This window comes from Sediminibacterium salmoneum NBRC 103935, from assembly GCF_000511175.1.
Classification (GTDB): domain Bacteria; phylum Bacteroidota; class Bacteroidia; order Chitinophagales; family Chitinophagaceae; genus Sediminibacterium; species Sediminibacterium salmoneum.
The window spans coordinates 121,299-143,177 of record NZ_KI866530.1 but is presented as its reverse complement, the minus strand read 5'-3'; the positions used below and the strand labels follow the sequence as shown (position 1 = coordinate 143,177).

Annotated in this window: 18 protein-coding genes; 9 read left to right on the top strand and 9 right to left on the bottom strand. The window is 39.1% G+C overall.

Translation table 11 applies throughout. From position 1 onward, the window contains the following. On the top strand, nt 1-1,085 hold a 1,085-nt coding region (locus tag P767_RS15160; RefSeq protein WP_245586806.1), incomplete at its 5' end, for a single-stranded-DNA-specific exonuclease RecJ. On the opposite strand, the gene htpG is transcribed toward P767_RS15160, so the two are convergent. The 4 genes from htpG to P767_RS0100775 all read right to left on the bottom strand — a co-directional run bounded on the left by htpG (nt 1,045) and on the right by P767_RS0100775 (nt 8,071). Next, entirely contained in the window at nt 1,045-2,904 is a 1,860-nt protein-coding gene (htpG, locus tag P767_RS0100790) for a molecular chaperone HtpG (RefSeq protein ID WP_026763019.1), read from the bottom strand. The two genes, P767_RS15160 and htpG, sit on opposite strands and share 41 nt — an antisense overlap. Nucleotides 2,905-3,017: 113 nt before the next feature. Continuing rightward, a complete protein-coding gene (locus P767_RS17380) occupies nt 3,018-4,142 on the bottom strand; it encodes a hypothetical protein (protein ID WP_026763018.1) in 1,125 nt (374 codons plus the stop codon). 54 nt (nt 4,143-4,196) lie between these two features. Continuing rightward, nucleotides 4,197-5,543 (bottom strand): DUF5689 domain-containing protein, encoded by a 1,347-nt coding sequence (locus tag P767_RS0100780; RefSeq protein ID WP_157611292.1) that lies wholly within the window; start codon nt 5,541-5,543, stop codon nt 4,197-4,199. Further along, entirely contained in the window at nt 5,540-8,071 is a 2,532-nt protein-coding gene (locus tag P767_RS0100775) for a TonB-dependent receptor (protein WP_026763016.1), read from the bottom strand. Before P767_RS0100775 ends, P767_RS0100780 begins: the two co-directional genes overlap by 4 nt. Before the next feature lie 170 nt (nt 8,072-8,241). On the opposite strand from P767_RS0100775, the gene P767_RS0100770 reads away from it, so the two are divergent. From P767_RS0100770 to rplI, 6 genes are all read left to right on the top strand, one after another. Next, nucleotides 8,242-9,276 carry an endonuclease/exonuclease/phosphatase family protein gene (locus tag P767_RS0100770; protein WP_026763015.1) on the top strand — a complete coding sequence of 345 codons (1,035 nt, stop codon included), beginning with the start codon at nt 8,242-8,244 and terminating at the stop codon, nt 9,274-9,276. 78 nt (nt 9,277-9,354) lie between these two features. Further along, nucleotides 9,355-10,293, top strand: a complete 939-nt coding sequence (locus tag P767_RS0100765) for a hypothetical protein (RefSeq protein WP_026763014.1) — start codon at nt 9,355-9,357, stop codon at nt 10,291-10,293. 85 nt (nt 10,294-10,378) lie between these two features. Beyond that, nucleotides 10,379-12,313 (top strand): TlpA family protein disulfide reductase, encoded by a 1,935-nt coding sequence (locus tag P767_RS0100760; RefSeq protein ID WP_026763013.1) that lies wholly within the window; start codon nt 10,379-10,381, stop codon nt 12,311-12,313. 118 nt (nt 12,314-12,431) lie between these two features. Continuing rightward, nucleotides 12,432-12,785: a 30S ribosomal protein S6 gene (gene rpsF / locus P767_RS0100755; RefSeq protein WP_026763012.1), complete on the top strand. Its 354-nt coding sequence runs from the start codon at nt 12,432-12,434 to the stop codon at nt 12,783-12,785. A 2-nt stretch (nt 12,786-12,787) separates the two neighbouring features. Then, nucleotides 12,788-13,051, top strand: a complete 264-nt coding sequence (rpsR, locus tag P767_RS0100750) for a 30S ribosomal protein S18 (protein ID WP_026763011.1) — start codon at nt 12,788-12,790, stop codon at nt 13,049-13,051. Nucleotides 13,052-13,144: 93 nt separating this feature from the next. Next, on the top strand, nt 13,145-13,591 hold the full coding sequence (gene rplI, locus P767_RS0100745) for a 50S ribosomal protein L9 (RefSeq protein WP_026752392.1): 447 nt from the start codon (nt 13,145-13,147) through the stop codon (nt 13,589-13,591). A gap of 82 nt (nt 13,592-13,673) precedes the next feature. On the opposite strand, the gene P767_RS0100740 is transcribed toward rplI, so the two are convergent. The 3 genes from P767_RS0100740 to P767_RS0100730 all read right to left on the bottom strand — a co-directional run bounded on the left by P767_RS0100740 (nt 13,674) and on the right by P767_RS0100730 (nt 17,846). Beyond that, nucleotides 13,674-15,734 carry a WG repeat-containing protein gene (locus tag P767_RS0100740; RefSeq protein ID WP_084799798.1) on the bottom strand — a complete coding sequence of 687 codons (2,061 nt, stop codon included), beginning with the start codon at nt 15,732-15,734 and terminating at the stop codon, nt 13,674-13,676. Between the two features lie 76 nt (nt 15,735-15,810). Then, entirely contained in the window at nt 15,811-17,340 is a 1,530-nt protein-coding gene (locus tag P767_RS0100735; protein ID WP_026763009.1) for a WG repeat-containing protein, read from the bottom strand. Further along, the gene (locus P767_RS0100730; protein ID WP_026763008.1) at nt 17,337-17,846 is read right to left on the bottom strand and encodes a hypothetical protein; all 510 of its coding nucleotides are present in this window, start codon (nt 17,844-17,846) and stop codon (nt 17,337-17,339) included. Before P767_RS0100730 ends, P767_RS0100735 begins: the two co-directional genes overlap by 4 nt. Before the next feature lie 244 nt (nt 17,847-18,090). On the opposite strand from P767_RS0100730, the gene P767_RS0100725 reads away from it, so the two are divergent. Both P767_RS0100725 and P767_RS0100720 read left to right on the top strand, forming a co-directional pair. Further along, a complete protein-coding gene (locus P767_RS0100725) occupies nt 18,091-18,492 on the top strand; it encodes an RNA recognition motif domain-containing protein (RefSeq protein ID WP_026763007.1) in 402 nt (133 codons plus the stop codon). Between the two features lie 72 nt (nt 18,493-18,564). After that, entirely contained in the window at nt 18,565-19,449 is an 885-nt protein-coding gene (locus P767_RS0100720; RefSeq protein WP_037351472.1) for an aldo/keto reductase, read from the top strand. Here P767_RS0100720 and P767_RS0100715 read toward each other — a convergent pair whose 3' ends face one another. Further along, entirely contained in the window at nt 19,450-20,670 is a 1,221-nt protein-coding gene (locus tag P767_RS0100715; RefSeq protein WP_037351470.1) for a phosphoglycerate kinase, read from the bottom strand. 83 nt (nt 20,671-20,753) lie between these two features. Beyond that, complete coding sequence (gene gap / locus P767_RS0100710) at nt 20,754-21,767, bottom strand: type I glyceraldehyde-3-phosphate dehydrogenase (protein ID WP_026763004.1); 1,014 nt, start codon at nt 21,765-21,767, stop codon at nt 20,754-20,756. Nucleotides 21,768-21,879: the final 112 nt, after the last annotated feature.

The window sequence follows — 21,879 nt, the reverse complement described above, 5'->3', positions numbered from 1 at the left end:
AACTTGGTTTACCTGAAGAGCAGTACCTGCAATACCTGGATTTGGTTTCCATTGCCATAGCAGCAGATATTGTTCCGGTAACCGGCGAAAACAGAACACTTGCCTACTGGGGTTTACAAAAAGTAAATAGCAACCCCTCTATAGGCATCAAAGCATTGATGGAACTGGCCAATGCAAAAACACCTATGAGTTTAACAAATCTTGTTTTTGTTATTGCACCAAGGGTAAATGCAGCAGGCAGAATGGATGATGCTAAAAAAGCAGTTCAGTTATTTATAGAGAAAGATTCCGCACAGGCAACTGCATTAGCACAACTATTACATAGTGACAATTCAGACAGAAGAGAAGCAGATGCATCCATTACCATAGATGCAATGGAAATGCTAAAGGCAGATCCTTTAAACGACCAAAAAAAGACAACGGTATTATACAATGAAAAATGGCATAAAGGGGTTGTAGGAATTGTAGCAAGCAGATTAATTGAAACCTATTACCGACCCACCATCATCCTTACCCGTAGTGGTGAATATGCAGCAGGAAGTGCAAGAAGTGTTGCGGGTTTTAATTTGTACGAGGCAGTACATGCCTGCAGACAATACCTGTTAGGATATGGCGGACATTTTGCAGCAGCAGGCATGACGCTTGCAATTGATCAGATTGAAAATTTCAAGAAGGCATTTGAAGAGGTGGTTGCAAACACTATAACACCAGAACTGCTCATCCCGGAAATTGTTATCAATGCTGAGATTCAATTTGCAGACATTACAGAAAAATTTCACAATATCATCAGGCAGATGGAGCCCTTTGGACCCGATAATATGAAACCTGTATTCATTGCCAGAAATGTAAAAGATGCAGGCTATTCCAAAGTGGTAAAAGACCTGCATCTTCGTGTTGTAGTGAAACAAGGTGATAAAATTTTATCCGGGATTGGATTCAATCTGGGAGAAAAAATGATACACCTACAAAATAATCAGCCTGTTGATCTGGTATTTACCATTGATGAAAATGAATGGCAAGGAAATACCAGTTTGCAACTAAAAGTTATTGACCTCCTCCCTGCATCATCTGTACAGAACGATTAATAAAATTCGTCAGTTCTGCTCCCTTCAGTAACCCCTGAGACAACAAAGCCAGATCTGCCAGGTTTCTTACCTGATTGGTCTTAACAGCTTCATTGGATTCTTTCAGGATCGTCTGAAACACCGGATGGTTTCCGTTCACCGTTAAAGTTACTTCATCGGGCATTTGGGCATAAAAAGCAGTCATGCCGCCACCTGCAGCACCCATATCTTTCATACGTCGCATAAACTCTGGTCTGGTAGCAATCACCGGAGGAGTATCTGTACTTAATCCTTTTACTTCCGTGGTTACGTGTAGTTCAGGAATCTGAAGCGTGAATAAATTCTTTAGCTGTTCGGTTTCCTCTTTAGACAAAACAGACTCATTGCTTTCCTGCTTGTCTATCAGATTGTCTACAATATCCGCATCTACTCTTACGAAACTGATGTTCTCCCATTTCATTTCCATGGTATTCAGGAATGCGGCATCTACAAGGGTTTCCATTTTAACTACTTCATATCCTTTGGCCTTACATGCCTGCACATAGGCGTCCTGCTGAACCGGATTGGTAGTGTACAATACAATATGTTTACCTTCTTTGTTTTTCTGAGTGGCTTCTGTAGCTGCTTTGTATTCATCCAAAGTGAAGAACTTGCCATCTACATTTTCCATTACCAGAAACTTGTTTGCCTTTTCCAGAAACTTGTCATCGGTCATCATACCATACTTAACAAACAAGCCCAGGCTCTCCCATTTTTGTTCGAATTCAGCACGTTCGTTTCTGAAAATTTCTTCCAGTTTGTCGGCTACTTTCTTGGTGATATGTGCATTGATTTTTCTAACATTAGGATCACCCTGTAAGTAACTTCTGCTCACGTTCAACGGAATATCCGGGCTGTCAATTACACCATGTAACAACATCAGAAATTCTGGCACTATGTCTTTTACTTCATCCGTTACAAAAACCTGGTTGCAATACAACTGAATTTTGTCCTTCTGAATTTCGTAGCTCTGCTTGATTTTAGGGAAATATAAAACGCCTGTAAGATTGAATGGATAATCCACATTCAGGTGAATCCAGAATAATGGTGTTTCGCCAAATGGATACAATTCACGATAGAATTTTTCGTAATCCTCCTTGGTTAATTCATTAGGCTTCTTAACCCAGATTGGGTTGGTATTGTTTATGGATTTTTCTTCTGTTATTTCATCTTCCTTTTTTACTTCTTCATTTTGATCTTTGAAGTAAATAGGAACAGGAAGGAACTTACAGAATTTTTCAAGGATACCTTTTAATTTAAACGCATCCAGAAATTCTGCACTCTCTTCATTTACGTGCAAAATAATCCGTGTGCCTCTTTGCTTTTTTTCAACTTCGTACAATTCAAATTCAGGGCTGCCATCGCAACTCCAGTAAACAGTAGCAGCATCATCCTGATAACTCTGGGTAATTACCTCTACTTTGGAAGCCACCATAAAAGCACTATAGAAACCCAATCCAAAATGTCCGATAATATTGGCATCCTTGTACTTGGTCAAAAATTCTTCCGCACCACTAAAAGCCACCTGATTCAGGTATTTGTCAACTTCTTCTTTGGTCATTCCCACCCCACGGTCTTCAATGGTGATGGTTTTCTCTTTTGCATCCAATATAACATCAATGCGCAAATCCCCTAATTCACCCTTTGCTTCTCCAATGGAAGAAAGGGTCTTGATTTTCTGGGTAGCATCGGTAGCATTACTTACCAGTTCTCTTAGGAAGATTTCGTGATCACTGTAAAGAAATTTCTTAATAATCGGGAAGATGTTTTCCGTTTGTACGCGTATCTGTCCTTTTTGCATATCAATGTTTTTTCCATGAATTAGCAAAGAAAGTACCAAATGAAGAACCGCTGACAGGATGTCAAATAAAGGAGTTCCCGTGTTTTAAAAAGGAAAATTTTGACAGATTTTGTCTATTTAAGGACTGGGATATAAAAACAAGCCCCGGTTAATCCATATTTCCCGTAATGTACTTCCCTTACCGGGGTATGGTCTAGCCAGATATTCCAATTGACTTCAATATCGGTATAGCCCTGTTGTTTCAGAAATTGAATAATCTGGGCTTTAATGGCTTCCGTTCCTTCTGTAGGTCTGTTATAAGTAACAAACTGAATGGTGGTTTTTTTATAAGGAAACTGACGCATAAATTCTTCCAGTTCATCGCGGGTAATCATTACGGAAGAGAAATCATTTTTGGGTTGTGCTAAGGGTTTAGGCTCTGCTTTTACCGCATTCCGCTCCGATCGCGAATCCGTTCTTTCTGACTTATCATATCTGGATTCCTGATAAGCAGCATTCTTATCAATTGGTTCTGAATAATTATACTGATTGGCAGGTCTGCGATTGTTGGTTGGGGGAATACTGCCGTTATAGGTTTGCTGAATAGTCTGCTCGTCCCAGTATTGAACAGCAGACTTATTCCTGACATTGTCGTCTACTTTTCTTTCTGTTTTTCTTCGCGGAGCTTCTACCCTTTCACTATTTTCAGAGGGATAAGATTCTCTGATACGAGTGGGCTTGGGTTCTGCAGGTCTGGGCTCCAGGGCTTTGGTTACTGTTGGCTTTACCACGGAAGGTTCAACCATAGCGGGTTTGGTTACTGTTGGTCTTGCCGCTGCGGGTTCAACTGCAGCTGGTTTTGTAATTGAAGGTTTCGCAATTGCTGGCGCTACTTCCGGAGTCCGTTCTCTAATATCAATCGGTTCTGCCTTTGCTGTACTTGCTTCAATTGCAACAGAATCACTCTGCGGAACAGATGCTTGTAGAGTAGAGTCATTATTATTGGCTGAATCTGTAAGCGGCGCAATATTCATCTGTGCTTCCATCAACTTACGCTGTTCTTCGTACCAGGCCTGAGCAGACTCATCTACCACCTGTTCCTCTTTAACTATTGGGACAATTTTTTCTTTCTGTTGGATCCACCAGAACGCAGCATACCCAATACCGGCCATGATAAATAGCGCCAGCATGAGCAGGAGGAATCTTGGATTTTTTTTGTCTTGCGTTTCCTCTCCCGTTAAATCGGTTGCGGTTAACATAGTACTAAGTTAACAAAAATCCATATACAATAAGGGTTTCAGCTAATAAAGGCTTTATTGACCTGAAATTTTAACATCATCTACCCAGAAGTTGGTATTTCTTTTCCCTGTTGAACTGGCCGGATCAGAACCGGTATAACGAAATCCAATATAAACCTGCCCCTTAAAACCATGCAAAGAAATATTACCCGATTTAACCCAGCTGGCACCTATTCCGTTTCTGGCCCCATTGGCAATATTGGCTTTCAATGGCTGCCATTTGGCTTTCCAGGGCTGACCCTTACCGTCGTAATTGGCAGATAACAATACTTCCAGGGATGCTCCATTGTCAAATGCATCCCTTGTTAAAAAGCTTAGTTGCTCATTGGTACTATTATTCAATTGCAGAGGGGGTAATATGAGCCAGCTGCAAATGGCTGATTCCTGTGAACCCAGGGCGGTTACCGAAGCAAATGAATTTTGCTGAAATTGCTGAATCTGAAAATCCTGTTTAGCCAGTTCAGGAATATTCTGCCAAAGCGGAATGGATACGGTGGATTGAATGGGATACTGCTCAAAATCTTCAAAAAATAAATTGTTTCCATTATTGCTATTGCATCTACTAACTACAAAAAACATATCACTTGTATCTCGTATCATCAATTGACGCTGCGAGCCAAACTCAGAATAAATTCCAATGATGCTTCCACTTCCCTTAGGGGATTTTTGTTTTGCAAATTTGGCGAAGCCACTGGTTCTTAAATAAACGGTTCCACCGGTACAATATTTAAGCGACAAACTATTGGTGGCTTTATTAATCCAATCACCCAGATAAGAAGCAGTATCATTCTCTGCAAACTGAATCTGATTAAGCTTAACCAGTCTGCTGTGCAGCGAATCATGTAACTGATCATAACCAACCTCTAAAGGTTCAGGCATTTTCTGAATATCCACAGGAACAATATGCTTCTGAAACAATGACGCTGGCAATGGAAGAATAGAGGGGAACTGGGGATCGGACCTGTCTATTCCACCACCCAGTTGCAACATGCCACCATACTCTCCCATCCACATTCCATTCAACTTAACAACAACCCTCAAACCAATTGGATATAAGGCTGACAAACTGAAGCCATCCAGTTTAATCGTAACGGCTGCGGTACTATCCTGAATAACAATGGACTTATAAAAATTGTCCGTAGCATCGTTTGCAGTTACAATTCCTGTAATGACTTCATTGTTAATAAACTGCTCTGCATTTCCTGCAATATGGGTATTGTAAATACCCTTTAATGAAGTATTCACAAGCTCGGTAGCCCTAACAGAAGAGGGAGGCACTTCCCTGTTTCTGGTGCAGGCCCAGCAGCAAACAAACAAAAAGAAAAACAGCTGATTCATTTTTTGTACATAACCCTGATTCATAATTTCCATTTTAAACTCAATGAATAAAGAGGCCCTTGCCGGTAATAATATTTATTGGGAAACCGATTCAGATCCTGTCCGGTTAAATCCATCCTTAGTTGTTCAAATCCGCCTGTGATGAAAGTTTGATTTAAACAATTGTTTACGCCCAAAAAACATTGCAAAACATAAGACTTGCCCTTGCTGTTTTTGTAAAGCCTGAAACTGTATCCCAGAGACAGATCAGAAATGTAAACGGAAGGGAGAACAGAGGGATTTGTCCAGCTATCTATTTCAGCAGCAGTCATGCTGTTGATTGCAGAGGAAGAACGTCGCAAGGGATTCAGCGCCAGAAATTGTGGCCCCAGGAATGAACCACTGATATTTAAAAATACATTTCCATTTAACCGATACGATAGCCCATGATAAAATGCCAAAGCCGGCATTCCTGCCAGTGGATAGCCCTTGATGAAAAGCATTCCTTTCTCTGTTTCAAATACAGCATTGTCAGGCATGATTCGATACATTGGGCGCTCTCTATAGGTAAACTTTCCCAGGCTGATAGCTGAGTTTAGTGAAAATCCTCCCCGCAATTCAAGGGATGCGCTCAACTCAAGCCCCAATGCTTTTGTACTGATGTTTGATAAGGCATAGTTAACCAGGTTTCTGTATCCATCGTGATAAAAACTCATCACATCCATGGCATTACCTGTTTGATGATAATAACCGTTGAACTGTATTCTGAGAGAAGGAGCATTGAGTATATATCCCAGTTCCAACATTTGAAAAGATTCATTTTCAATAGCAGGATGTTTGAGTGCACTTACTCTGGGTGAAAGATAGATATCATTGGCTAGCGGTGGTTTAGAAGCCAGCATTACATGTAAATACGCATAGTTTCTTCCATTGAGTTTATAAGTGAGTCCCGACTTAATTTGCCAGTTCTTAAAACCCTCTTTTTCGGAGGGACCATAGGAGCGCATGGGAAACAATCCGTTTCTATACAGCCCTTCCCGCTGATATTGTGTGCTACTGTATTCAACAGCAGTAAAAAAATCCCATTTAGGTAAGATATATACCAGCTGTGCCAGCCCTACCCATTGCTGCAAATGCATTTTGTAATTGTATCCCCATTGATCACCCTCCTGAAGCAATTGATCAGGATGATTCAAATTATTCTGTATGGCCACTCCTGCATTGGGATCGTCTTCGGCAAACTGATTCCAGTTAACCGAATAAGCAGCGCCCATTAAATCGTGCATGCGTTTAAAATAATGATAACGCTCCCACTTATACTGAGATTGAAAAAGCAGTTTAAGGGAAGAACTATAATCTATCTGATAACGGATATTAAAAGCCAGTTTGGTGGACCGCTCAACTTTATCATCTATAAAATACCTGGCCCTTTTTTCTGCTGTACTTTGCTGATTCGCTTGATACATGGTTTCCCAATTCAATTGTAATTGCTCAGGATGGCTTTGCAAATGATGAGTAATCTGATTTTGCATAACAGAATCCTTATAAAAAGAGGGCAGGTAACGGTAATAATCCGGTCTGGGATCCGGAGCATTGTACCAATCCAGTCCCCTGTTGAATTTCTCTCCACTGCTAAACAGAAAGGAACTCACTCGCTTAACAATCGGACTAATCTGATAAGATTGTGATAATACTACAACAGGTTGATGCTGAAACTGCCAGTTGGCTTGCTTTATATTACCCTGGTACCAACCCCATCCAGGCTGATACAATTTATTCCCTGTTAATTGTATCAATTCCTCAGTAACTGCAGAAGTTCTTGTATTCAACTGCCGGTTACCGAACAAAATCAAAGACCAGTTTTGATTTTTAAACTGTTTATCAATGGCAAGAAAATAGGAAATCCCTTCAAAAGAATTAGCCGGATACAGCCCGCCCTTTCCCGATTTAAAAGAAAAGGAATGCGCAATCGTCCATCCAGTTTTAGTTGTATTCCACACTTTGGTAAAGGCAAACCGATGATGATAATTTCGATTAGAGATATTGTGCGTAAAAGTTGTCTGAGGAAATAATTTTGCTGCATTCAGCTGCATAAAAACAGCATTCCCCGCAGCGCCAAACTGATATTCATTATTTCGCAGGCCAGCAAACAGTTGTTGGTTTCCTGTTACTTCATTGAGTCCTCCCCAGCTTGCCCAGGGGATACTACCGTCGGACAGTTGACTGATATTAATATCCTGTACAAACTGTAAAAAATGTCTGTTGGAAAGCCCTTTGGGTTTAAATCTCCGCACACTGAAACTGAACCCTGTTAATGCACTGAATACATCTTTACCCGATTGAAGTAAAGAAGGAACAGCTGTGGGCAAAGATTCTCCCTCTTCTTCTGTAAAATCCTGCACATACTGATCCTTAAAATATTTCCACCCCTCTTTATCCAGAGAACTGTCTACCCACTGATTCTTTTTTACAAAAGGGGCTTCAGCAGGTTTAACCTGTGCCTTGATTTCAGGCCGTACGAATGCTTGGAAATTGATCCAGAAAACAATGAAAGTGAACAACCCTTTCCGCATACTGAAATACTTGCGGAATTACAAACAGCCTAAAACTAATATGTCTGAGTGAGACCATAAAGCCTTCTGAAAAAATTGAGCGAACTACCTGAAAACAACAGTTGTAATCCCCCCTGAAAAAAGCGTATTCATACGGTTCTTATTTGATTCGTTTTACTACAAATTGTTGGATGAAATGGATTAATATAATTGTTGTAATCTTACTCTTATACCGTCAACCTAAAAAGCCAGTTGAAAAAGCGGTGATTGGTTTTTACAACCTTGAAAATTTATACGATACGATTGATAATCCATTGGTGAACGACGATGAATTTACACCTATGGGAACTAAAAATTATTCAGGCAGCATTTACCAGAATAAACTATTTAAACTTGCCTATGTACTCAATCAATTGGGAACAGCCGATCACCCGCGGGGAGCGGCCATTATTGGGGTTGCAGAACTGGAAAACGACACCGTACTCAATCACCTGGTGAATCATTTTATGTTGCGCAACAAACAATTTCATTTTATTCATTTTGATTCCAGGGATGCCAGGGGGATTGATGTTGGCTTATTATACCAGCCAGATTTTTTCCATCCCTACACCGCTCAAACCTTACAGGTGAATTTGCCCGGAAGCAGCAAGGACGCTTATTACACACGCGACATTCTATATGTGAAAGGACAACTGAGCGGAGAGACCATTCATATTTATGTAAATCACTGGCCCAGCAGAAGAGGTGGTGAAGAAAGAAGTGCACCGGCAAGAGCAGCTGCTGCCAATACCTGCAGACAACATATGGATTCAATTCGTTTTCATGACCCATTAGCCAAAATTATTGTTATGGGTGATCTGAATGATAACCCGACTGACCCTAGTATACTGAATGTATTGGGTGCAACCGGCAATCAAAAACTTGCTAATAACCAGGTTTTATATAACCCTTGGATTGCTTTTTATCAAAAGGGTTTCGGGACCCTTGCCAACAGAGATGTATGGGGTCTGTTCGACCAGATATTAGTTTCAAAACCATGGTTAGTTCCAGAAGATAGCTCAAGCAAAAAATGGGAATATGTAAAAGCCGTCATTTTTCAACAACCTTATATGTTAGAAAATACGGGCAAGTACAAAGGTTATCCCATGCGCACCTGGGATGGGAACCAATACAGAGGTGGTTTCAGTGATCACTTTCCAACCTATATTGTTATTCGAAGAAGATGATGAACAGGTAAATACGTATTTATTCGTATTGATTATCCAGAAATAGTACATGAGTTTTGAATCATTAAAATGAAACTCATGAAAAGAATTATGCTATTGCTGATTTTTGGCATTGCCTGCTCTGTTATACAGGCACAGGAAGTCAATTTGAAAAATTTTGAAAAAGCTTATATCGCACAGGATTATAAAAATCCATTTAAAAGAGCCAAGAAGATTTGTTTTTTAGGTGTAAACCTGGGCATCAGAACACAATCATTTACTTCAAAAAACCAGAAAGGGACCAATACATTACATACTTATTTAGGAAACTTAACTATGGATGTAGGATATGAACTGGCGGACTTGTTCAGAAAAAAACTGGAAGACAAATTCGCAGAACTGGGATATACGATAGTAGATCCAAATTCACTAACAGAAAACGACTTGTACAAAAAACTGATGGAGAATACAACCAAAAAACAAGATGAGGAATTTTTCTCAAAAGATTTCGGAGTTGCTATCAGAACCTTCCCTTCCGGCAAACGCCCGGTGTTTAAATTCCCCAAATTCAATGGTGGAGCACACGCCAGACTGGCCAATCAGGAAGACATGATTGTGGTGAATATTTCTCCGGTATTGGAACCCTATTTTATAAACTGGGACAGAAAGTATAAATACACAACTGAATACACCGACAATTTTGACTTTGATCCTATCATGAGATTCACTACTTATGCCAATCCTTTCTGGTATGATGTACCTAATCAGATTGCGGGTCCGGATTATGGATACATCAATTTTGAGTTATACGTAGGAAAAGATGCAGACAAACTGATTTACTCAAAAACCAACGACTACATTACAGATTTAACCAATGGCATCATGATTGATGGTAAGCTAAAACAAAATGCCATAAGCAAACTTACCTATTCATATGGTATCAATATGGACGTTCCCAAATTCAAGGAAGCTGCCAGTGTTGCATTGGATGCTTATGTAGCTCATTTGGCTGCCTATGCAGCTGATAAAAGAAATTAAGTCATTGGTTTACAATATATATTAATATTTAACATTTGATGATTGATTAAATGAGTAACTTATAACCTCATTTAATCAATCATTTATGTTTAGAGTCTTCCGATTATTTGCACTGCTTCTTTTTACCCAAGCAGTAGTTGCGCAAAATTTTACGTACCAGCCGCAAAATCCACAGCCTGGTCAAAGCGTACGATTTACCTACAATGCAAAAGGCACTGACTTGCCGGGTAAAACTGAACCGAAGTTGGCCATTTTCCATTTTAACTTTCTGGACAATAAAAACGGTGTGATAGAAATAAAACCTATCGTCGGAAAAAATGGACTGTATACAGGCTCTTTTGTGGTACCAAAAACTGCCAAAGCACTGGCATTTATGGTGAAAGAAGGTTCTGTCTTTGAGAGCAACAGAAAAAAGGGGTATATCATCTCTATTAAAGATAAAACGGGTAAGCCTGTATTGGGTGCCAAACATGCACTGGCCAGTGTGTACAGTGGATTGGGAGAATACTACCTGGGTATAGAACCCAACCCTGACAAAGCCAGTGCGTTAATTAATCAGGAGTGGGCTGCATTTCCGAAGCACCGTAATCAGCTATTCAATCAATATTTCAATGTTAACTATCAAGCCAACCGTAAAATGCTGGACAGTAGTTTTGAAGATTTAGCCAAACAAATTCGTAATCATCCTTCTGTAAAAGAAGAAGATTATTACAATTTATCCTTGTTTGCCAATGCAATTAAAAAGAATGACTTGGGCAAGGAAATTACCAGTCAGATGAAAACCAAGTATCCAAATGGAAATTGGAAGGTCAGGGAGGCGCTAATGACATTGAATACCATTAAAGACCTGGATAACAAAAAGCAGACGCTGGATAAAATTGTCACTGATTTTCCAGCGAAAGACGAAAGAACCAAGAACCAATATAATTGGGGTTATCAGTCCATTGCGCAAAGCTATGCCAACCAGGCAAAATCATTCAATATGGAAAAATTTCTGCAGTATTGTGCACCACTGTCACAGGAAGACAAAGCTTCTCTTTTCAATAATACTGCCTGGGATTGGGCTTATAAGAAAGATACATTGATTGCGGAAGCCGCACAGCTTTCCAAAGAATCCATAGTATGGGCAGAGAACGAACTTAAAAATCCAACACAGCCCAAACCGGACTTTTACACCAATGATCTTTGGTTAGAAAGCAGAAAGTCTACTTTCGGAATGTATGCAGATACTTACGCCTATGTTTTATTCAAAAAGAAAGATTATACAACGGCTCTGAAATATGCTATGGAAGGCTGCGAAATCAATAATTGGGCTAACAGTGAGTACAATGACCGTTATGCGGAAATTGCTGAAAAGGTATTGAGCAATTCCAAATTAATTACCGACCTGAGTCCGTTGGTAGAAAAAAATACAGCGGGTAGCAAAACAAGAGAAGTTCTAAAATCGGCATTGATTAAAGAACTGGGCTCTGAAACGGCAGCCAATGACAAGTTGCAAACATTGGGCAAAGCAGCTTCTTTAAAAGCAAGAGAAGAAATGCTGAAGAAAATAATTGATCAGCCTTCCGTTGATTTTAAACTGAAAAATCTGGAAGGCAAGGAAGTGCAATTGGCCAATTTAAAAGGGAAAGTAGTAGTAATTGACTTCTGGGCAACCTGGTGTGGACCTTGTATCGCGTCTTTCCCAGGTATGCAAAAAGCACTTGATAAGTATAAGAATGATCCTAATGTGGCCTTTTTATTCATAGACACCTGGGAAAGCCAGGAAACCATGGAACAAAGAACAAAGGAAGTTTCTGAATTTATTGCCAAAAACAAATACAGTTTCAATGTATTGTATGACGAAAAAGATGCATCTGACACCTATAAAGTGGTTTCTGCCTATAAAGTAGACGGGATACCTACCAAGTTTATTCTGGATAAAACGGGGAAAATCAGGTTTAAAAGCGTGGGCGGAGACTCCAATATCGACAAATTAGTGTCAGAATTGAGCACCATGATTGAATTGGCAGGCCGTTAATTTGGTTAAAAAGGTTATTCTTCCTACTTTTGCAGCCCCAAATCTGTATTTGGCAGATTTTCCTGCTTGCAGGAATCCACTGGGAAAAAACCAATTTTTAACCAAAAAAATTCAAGTAATGAACAATTACGAATTGATGGTGATTTTTACTCCGGTTCTTTCTGAAGACGAATTTAAGTCTGCTCAGAAGAAATACCAGGACATTATCACTGAACTGGGCGGTGCTACCGTTCACAGCAATCCTTGGGGTTTAAAGTCTTTGGCTTACCCAATTCAAAAGAAAACCACAGGTATCTACTGGGTTTTAGAATTTACTCTTCCTGCTGAAGGAATTGAAAAGTTGAAGATTCAGCTTTTACGTGACGAGCAAGTTATGCGTCACATGGTAACCCGTCTTGACAAATACGCCGTCGAGTACAACTATACCAAGAGAAATGGCGGATTTCCTAAAATTGAAAAAACCGAAGCATAATCATGGCAAAGAATGAAATCAAATACCTTACCGCGATTAAGCAGGAGAAGCCTAAGAAGAAATTCTGTCGTTTCAAGAAGTACGGTATTAAATATGTAGACTATAAGGATATTGAGTTTTTAAAGAAGTTCATTAACGAACAAGGTAAATTATTACCTCGTCGTTTATCAGGTAACTCTTTAAAGTACCAGCGTAAAGTAACTGATGCTGTTAAAAAAGCTCGTCAGATGTCTTTATTGCCTTATGTTACTGACTTATTAAAATAGAAATATTAGTTAACCATCCCTAATCGTTTAGCAATAATCGAGACAGTCAAATCAACTATCATTGATTGGGCGCTGGGACTAAATCAAAACAAGATGCAAGTAATCTTAATTCAGGACGTAGACAATTTAGGTGGCAAAAACGAACTAGTTACCGTTAAGAACGGTTACGCTCGTAACTACTTAATTCCTCAAAAGTTTGCTGTTGAAGCAAGCCCTTCTAATTTGAAGCAATTAGAAGAAAAGTTAAAGGTAAAAGCTAAGAAAGAAGCTGCTATGCTGGCTGAAATCAACAAAGTAGTAGAAGTATTAAAATCTTCTCCTGTTAAAGTTGGTGCTAAAACCGGTACAAGTGGCAAAATCTTCGGTGCTGTTACTTCTTTACAAATTGCACGTGCTATTCGTGACCAGAAAGGTTATGAAATTGACCGTAAGCGTATCAACATTGTTGATGAAGTTAAAGAGTTGGGAAGCTACAAAGCAACTATCGACTTCGGTAACGGAAACAACACTGAAATTGACTTTGAAGTAGTAGAAGGATAATCTTTCTAATACCTACAAATAGAACGGCCCGATTTTCATCGGGCCGTTTTGCTTTTACCCCCCGATAAAAGCAAGTATTTTATTAAGTGCCCGGTCGAACGGGCGGAAGCAATTTTTCAAGTATAGCTTCACTTGCTTCCGCATCAGGAATTCTTTTTCCAGCTGTATTAATGTAAAACCATTCAGCACCTTTCTTAACAAGAGCCGTTCCATTGGTACCAAAAGCGCTTGCAAAATCATATTCAAAAGGAATGGCAACTTTTCCAGATTTATCTACATATCCCCATTTCTGGCTTTTGGCAATATTCAATAAACCAAGATTAAAACTAGGAAATAACAACCGATAGACTTGTTTGGGTTTACCAGCCAATCTTGCAGAATCAAAAATAAACCCATCATAATTACTTAAATTGGTCATTAGCCTTTTACTCATATCAAAAAGAGAGTAAAACTTGAGCTCTCTTAGTTCACCATCCTTCTTTCGCTGTTCAATGTTTAATATATTTGGATCACTGGAAACAAGTATGTTATTGGCGTCATTCAATGGAATCAAAACCTCAGCCTTTGGACCCAGTAATCCCCATTTACGATTTTCTTTAATATACATTCCTTCCAAAAACTTATTCCATGAATCGGTTTGATTTAAATCATTGGTCTTAATTAAATCATTTTCAAAGGGGTCATCTCCTTCTGCTACTACATAATTTTTACCTGCAGAATAAATAGTAGAATATTTAAATGGTATGATCTCTTTTCCTGTCTGATCAATAACTCCGTAAACCAATCGTTTACTATCTCCTGGCTTAACAATCGAAGCAATATAGTATTGATTGGTATCAGCATTGGAAAGAGTAAGATATTTGGGGAGCAAAGCCCAGTTGCCTTTAAAATCCATTAATCCCATTTTTCCTCCATCACCAGGCTTGGCTTTAACAGGTACCTTCCCGTTTTTAGCAAGAACAGGGTTTCGAAAACTTTTCTTTTCGAATTCCTGATTATCATCAAATATTCCAGGAGTAAATTGAGGTATCCCGCTTAAATCAATTACGCCCCAGCCATTGTATTGTTTAGCATAGAGGTAACCATCAGAGATTACATCCAGATAAGAATATATCAAAGGCAGAATGGTCTTACCATGCTGATCGATCAATCCACGAAATCCATTTTCTGTTTCACAAATAAAATACATAGCTCCTTTAAACTTAGTTGCAGCAATACTTTTCATTATTGGCTGAATAATGGTATTTCCTTTTAAATCATAAACGCCAGTACTATATGCCTTTTCTAATCCTGCAATCAAAAAATCATCTTCTATATATACACTTTTAAAAACAGGATCAACAATACGATATCCTTCTTTATCCTTGATTCCGTAGAAACCCCTGAATTTATTATCAACTACTCTAAATGATTCAGGCTTTTTTGAGATAGTTGGTATTGGCCTGGAAGCTACAGGGAATAGTATCATTGGCGAATACCCTGGTTTAATAAAGCCAACTAAATCCGGACGATCCAACCACTGATTAATTTCAAAACTCTCCAACGCAACCTTCATCCCGCCATTCGACAAAATGCCAAAATTAGGAGTAAACTTATTCAAGTTGATCATTGCAGATTTTACAGAAACCCCATTTACAAAGAACTCATAATTCTTACCCTTTTTCTCAACTGCCAAATCGTTGATTACATTAAATCCTGTTTTTATTAATGAAGATTTTACCCAGCCATTGGAAAGATTGGTAGTAATACCGGCAATTCTATAAACAATAATGTAGTATCCGTTAGCTGACACAGAGAAAGTGATAGAATTTTCCCAATTTTCAGCATTGAATACAATCCCATATCCATAATTATCCAATCCGGATAACTGAACCAATGATGCTTTATAACTGGTATTTGCAGCACTACTTAGGCCATAGTTATAAGTGACCCAGCGAATAGACCCATTTTTACGACTAAAATTCTCATAAATAAATTTACCGTTCTCAAAACCATAATCGATAGAATCTTTGTTCATTTTATTACTATAAGCAATTCGCCCAATATTATTGTTGTCGAAAGTTTCCTTAATAATACTTATGCCCTGCCCTATTGACTGGCCAATAAACAATAAAAAGAAAAATAACATTAAGACGTACCTCATAAACAGATTTTCGCTAAAAATAGCTATTCATCAAAATCCTTACAATACTACAAATGCTGTATTTTTCTATACCCCCCTAACGAATAGGTGGCAGCTCTTTGTCTGAATATGTTTTTTGAATTTCTGTATCTGGCATTCGCTTACCAGTTCTATCTATATAATACCAATCTTTGTTCTTTTTAACCATGGCTTTGCCATTACTGAAGCCTGTAGCAAAATCGAATTGAAAAGGTATCTGGATTTTGCCAGACTTATCCAGAAATCCCCACTTACCTAGTTTAGCCACATTAATCAGACCATCCGCATAAAAACTATAATTACGTCTGTAGTCTTTCCTGGGCTTTTCTTTCAATAAAATGCTGTCCACATTGTCAATTTCATAGGCAGCAAGATTCAGGATTGATTTATTGGATTGATCAAAAAGTGAAAGGGTGTGCTTTTTTGCACCGGTAACCATTTGTTTTAATTGTAAGACATTGACATCCGCACTCATTGTAATATCTGAATATTTTAATGGCACAAGCTCATTTCCTGAAGCACTAATTACTCCCCACTTCCGATTATCCTCTACCTCCTCTTCGTCCATTTCATCCAGATAATCAAGTAGATCTTCTACTTCATCAGTCTCAATTTTATCATCACCTAAAGGATCATCCCCTTCTGCCACTATATAATTTTTACCTACAGCAATCAAGGTTGAATATTTTGCAGGTATGATTTCCCTGCCATTTTTATCAATGACGCCTTTCACCAATCGATTGGGGTCTTTAGGTTTGGGTAAAATCACAATGTATGACTGATTGGTATCCACGTAATCAATATCAAAATACTTAGGCATTACAACCCATTTGCCCTGTACATCCATTACACCTTTCTTGCCTCCATCTCCACGACTGGCTTTTGCAATAAACTGACCTTGACGAACTCTGACTGGAAACCGAAATGACCTCTTGGCTGCTTCATCTGCATCATCTATGCTTCCGGGATTAACCTTAATGGCTCCTGTTAAATCAGCAACACCCCATCCTTTTGAATTTTTCATGTAAACATATCCTTCAGAAACCAGGTCTATATAACTATACACAAAAGGCAGGAGTGTTTTTCCATTCTGATCCATTAAACCCCAGAGTCCGGACGCTGAACGGCAGGAGAAATAGGCAGTCCCATTGTAAATGGTAGAATTTATTTTTTGCATGATGGGAGGTATAATAATATTTCCCTGCCAATCAAATACACCTACTGTATTAGTTGCTTCAACTCCCCCCACAACCCAATCGCCTTGTTGATAAGCATACCTAAAAACCGGATCCGTCACCCGATAACCATCTTTGTCAATAATACCATACCAATATTCAAATGCCCCATGATTAACACTATATAGTTCGCTTTTTTTAGAGCTGGTTGGATAAAGCTTTGAGGATATTGGGAACTTATTGGATGGGCTATATCCGGGAACTATTTTTCCATATACCTGCTTCTGGTCTACCCATTGATCCACTTCCAACTTATCAAATGCAACTTTCATATTGCTGCTGGCAAAAATGCCCACTTTAGGAGAAAACTTGGAGAGACTTATCTCATAACTGATAACAGGAACATCATTCAAAAAAAACTGATACTGATTCCCTTTTTTTCTACATACAAATCATTTAACACATTGTAGCCTGATTTAACCACAGAAGATTTAACCCAGCCTTTAGAAACTTTTGTTGAAACACCATTATTCATGCTCTCAATAATGTAGTAACCACTGCTAGCAATACCAAATAGAATATAGTTCGACCCATTTTCCACATTCAAAGCCATCCCATAAGAATAATCCTGCGAACCTTCCAACTGCATAACAGAGGCTTTATAACTGGTATTGGCATTACTGTTCATGCCAAAACTGTTCGTCACCCAATTGGAATGACCAGGCTTCTTGTGATAATTAGCGAAAATATATTTTCCGTTCTCAATGCCGAAGCCTGTGGAATCTGCATTAATGACATTCGTAAACTTAGACAAACCAAACCGGTCATCTTCATAAATGTAGGAAACTACATTAACTTTTTGGGCATTTGCAAAAATGCAAAGGCAAAGAAGAACGGATAAATACCCACCTTTCATCATAAATATATTTAGGGGTGAAAGTATCTTTAGTCCCAAATGCCCACAATACCGCGTTCGCGGTATTTTTGCCGAATTTGATATAGAATTGTCATTTTTTTGGAAAAATGCTGCTAATTCAGTAAAAACCCTATCTTTAATTGTCCAAATGCGGAAGTTCCAGGTCTCAGAACGTTTTTACGTAAATGTTTCAGGGTTTTTGGTTACTATTTTTGCTTTGGTTTTTTGATCACTTAATTTCTAAAAAATGAACATTTACGTTGGAAATCTTAACTGGAACATGTCTAGTGAAGACCTTCAGAATCTGTTTGCTCCCTATGGTGAAGTAAGCAGTGCCAAAATCGTTACCGACAAATTTAACAACGACCGTAGTAAAGGCTTTGGTTTCGTTGAAATGGCTGATGATGATGCTGCCCGTGCAGCTATCGCAGCATTACACGATACTGATGTTATGGATCGTAAAATTGTTGTAAACGAATCAACACCACGCCCAGAAGGCGAAAGAGGCGGATTTAAGAAGAAGCCTTATGGTGGCGGCGGCGGTAATCGCGGCGGCTTTGGCGGTGGTGGTAATCGCGGCGGCGGTGGATACGGTGGCGGTAATCGCGATCGTGGAAACGGCGGCGGTGGCGGATACAACAGATATTAATCTAACAATCCTACCGATTTATAAAACTCGTTCTGCAGTCAGAACGAGTTTTTTTTATTTTTATATTTAAGTATGGAAAATAATATGACACTAAGCAGTCCTGTTGCAGGCTGCATGCGTTGGGGAAAATGGGGTGCCAATTTTACTACATACGATTATCGCCAGATGATTGATCAGTGTTTATTAATTGGCGTAAATAGTTTTGATCACGCAGATATTTACGGAGATTATACAACGGAAGAAGAATTCGGAGAAGCTTTAAAAGAGGACAAGACCATCCGTCCGCAAATTAAACTGATTACCAAATGTGGCATTCAGATGCTTACTGAAAACCGACCCGAACATAGTATCAAATCGTATAACACCAGTAAAAAACATATTATTCGCTCAGCGGAGCAATCCCTGAAAAATTTTGGAACAGACTACCTGGATGTATTATTAATTCACAGGCCCGATCCACTATTAGATCCGGAAGAAGTTGCTGAAGCTATTCAGTCATTGAAAATACAAGGGAAAGTCCGTTCTTTTGGTGTCTCTAATTTTCTACCCCATCAGGTAAATATGCTGAGAAAATGGGTTCAGATAGATTATAATCAAATAGAAGTGTCCATTATCCGGACATCTCCGTTCAGCAATGGCATTTTAGACAATTGTATTGAGAATAATATAGTGCCAATGGCATGGGCACCTTTGGGTGGAGGCTTATTAACGGATGATCTGCATCCCCACTTCAGAAGCATTTCACATGCGGCACATTTACTGTCTGAAAAATATGCCATGGGATTGAATGAAATGCTGATTGCCTGGCTGAATACGCACCCGGCAGGTATTCTTCCTGTTATCGGCACAACCAAGGCAGAAAGACTGGAACAGGCGAAAAAAGCAGCTTCCATCAAACTAACCAGAGAAGACTGGTTCTTTTTAATGAAAGCTGCTACGGGTGAAGATGTTGCTTAATTAGCTATTGGATATGGCAGCAATGCCTGGTAATACTTTACCTTCAAAATATTCCAGCATCGCTCCTCCTCCTGTACTTACATAACTTACCTGATCGGCAAAACCAAACTGATTAACCGCAGCTACACTATCTCCGCCTCCTACTAAGCTATAAGCTCCGTTAGCGGTAGCATGGGCAACTGCAACAGCAATTGCTTTGGTGCCTGCCTGGAATTTTTCCATTTCAAAAACTCCCATGGGGCCGTTCCACAAAATGGTTTTTGAGCGGGTGATGGCAGCAGTGAATGCTTCAATTGCTTTCGGACCAATATCCAGACCCATCCAGCCATCGGGAACCTGATTGCTGTCTGCTACCTGCGTATTTGCATCAGCAGCAAAATTATCCGCCACCAAACTGTCTACCGGCAAATGAATGTTTACTCCTTTTGCAGCAGCTTTATCTAATATTTCAAGTGCCGTATTCAAACGATCATCTTCGCATAAACTTTTACCGATGGCACCACCTTTTGCTTTCATGAAAGTGTATGCCATTCCTCCGCCAATGATTATATCAGTTGCTCTTTCCAATAAGTTTTCAATGATGAGAATTTTATCACTCACTTTGGCACCACCAATTATGGCGGTAAAAGGTTTTTCTGCTTTGTGCAAAACCAATTCTGCCGCTTTTACCTCTCCCTCCATCAATAAGCCAAACATTTTATTTTCGGGAGCAAAAAATTGTGCAATAACTGCTGTTGAAGCATGGGCTCTATGTGCTGTACCAAAAGCATCATTCACATATACATCACCCAACTTACTCAGCTTCTCTGCAAATTCAGCATCCCCTTTTTCTTCCTCTTTGTAAAAACGAAGGTTTTCTAATAATAAAACTTCGCCAGCATTTAATGCTGCTGATTTATCAATGGCTTCCTGTCCAATGCAATCATTGGCAAATTGCACCAGCACTTCCTTTCCCATTGCTTTAGTAAGAAGGGATTGTAAGTGGCCGGTAATATGAATTAAAGAACTTTTGGTTTCAGGACCTTCCTTGGGACGCCCCAGGTGGCTCATTAAGATAACAGAACCTCCATCATTTAATATTTTAACGATTGTAGGAACCGCTGCACGCATGCGATTATCATCGCCTATTGCATAAGTTTGTTTATCTAAAGGGACATTAAAGTCTACACGGATTAATGCTTTCTTTCCAGCAAAATGAAACGATTCAAAAGGACTTGCCATAAAAATTATTTGTTGGCAATTTAACCAAAAAACAAAAGCCGTCCTGAATTATCAGAACGGCTTTTGGTAGAATTTAAAATAATTTATTTGCTAATTAAGCCTGCAAAATAATTTACAGTTCTTACCAGCTGACTTACGTAGCTCATTTCATTATCGTACCAGCTTACGGTTTTCACAATTTGTGCATCACCTACGGTCATTACTTTGGTTTGTGTTGCATCGAATAATGAACCAAAATGAGTACCAATGATATCGGTGCTTACAATTTCGTCTTCGTTGTATCCGAAGCTTTCGTTAGCAGCCGCTTTCATAGCAGCATTTACTTCTTCAGCTGTTACTTTCTTACCTAAGATAGAAACCAGTTCAGTTAAAGAACCAGTAATGGTTGGAACACGCTGCGCGCTTCCGTCTAATTTTCCCTTCAACTCTGGTAAAACTAAACCAATTGCTTTAGCAGCACCAGTACTATTAGGAACTATATTAGAAGCCGCTGCTCTTGCTCTTCTTAAATCGCCTTTAGGATGTGGAGCATCCAAGGTATTCTGGTCGTTGGTATATGCGTGAATGGTTGTCATGATACCAGTCTGGATACCAAACTGATCATTCAACACTTTAGCCATTGGAGCTAAACAGTTGGTTGTACAAGAAGCGCAGGAAATAATGGTTTCAGAACCATCTAAAATGGCGTGGTTTACATTGTATACAACTGTTTTTAAATCTCCTGTTGCTGGTGCAGAAATTACAACACGCTTAGCACCTGCAGTCAGATGCGCAGCAGCTTTATCCTTATCAGTAAAGAATCCGGTTGACTCAATTACTACATCTACTCCGTGGGCTCCCCAAGGAATTTGAGAAGGATCTTTCTGAGCGTATATTTTAACGGTTTCACCATTAACTATAATAGAATCTTCGGTAGAAGTAACAGTTGCATCAAAACGACCCTGTGCACTATCGTACTTCAATAAATGAGCTAATACCGCTGGACTAGTAAGGTCGTTAATAGCAACCACATCAATTCCCTTCATATTGTAAATCTGACGAAATACCAGACGACCGATTCTTCCAAAACCGTTAATAGCCACTTTTACTGTACTCATTGATAAATGTTTTTATGTAAATAATTGCGTTAGAGGGACAAATTTACAGTTTATCAAATGATTTTGGGTATTTTGATAAAAAAGTTTGGCAGAAAAGAAATTGCCTCTTATT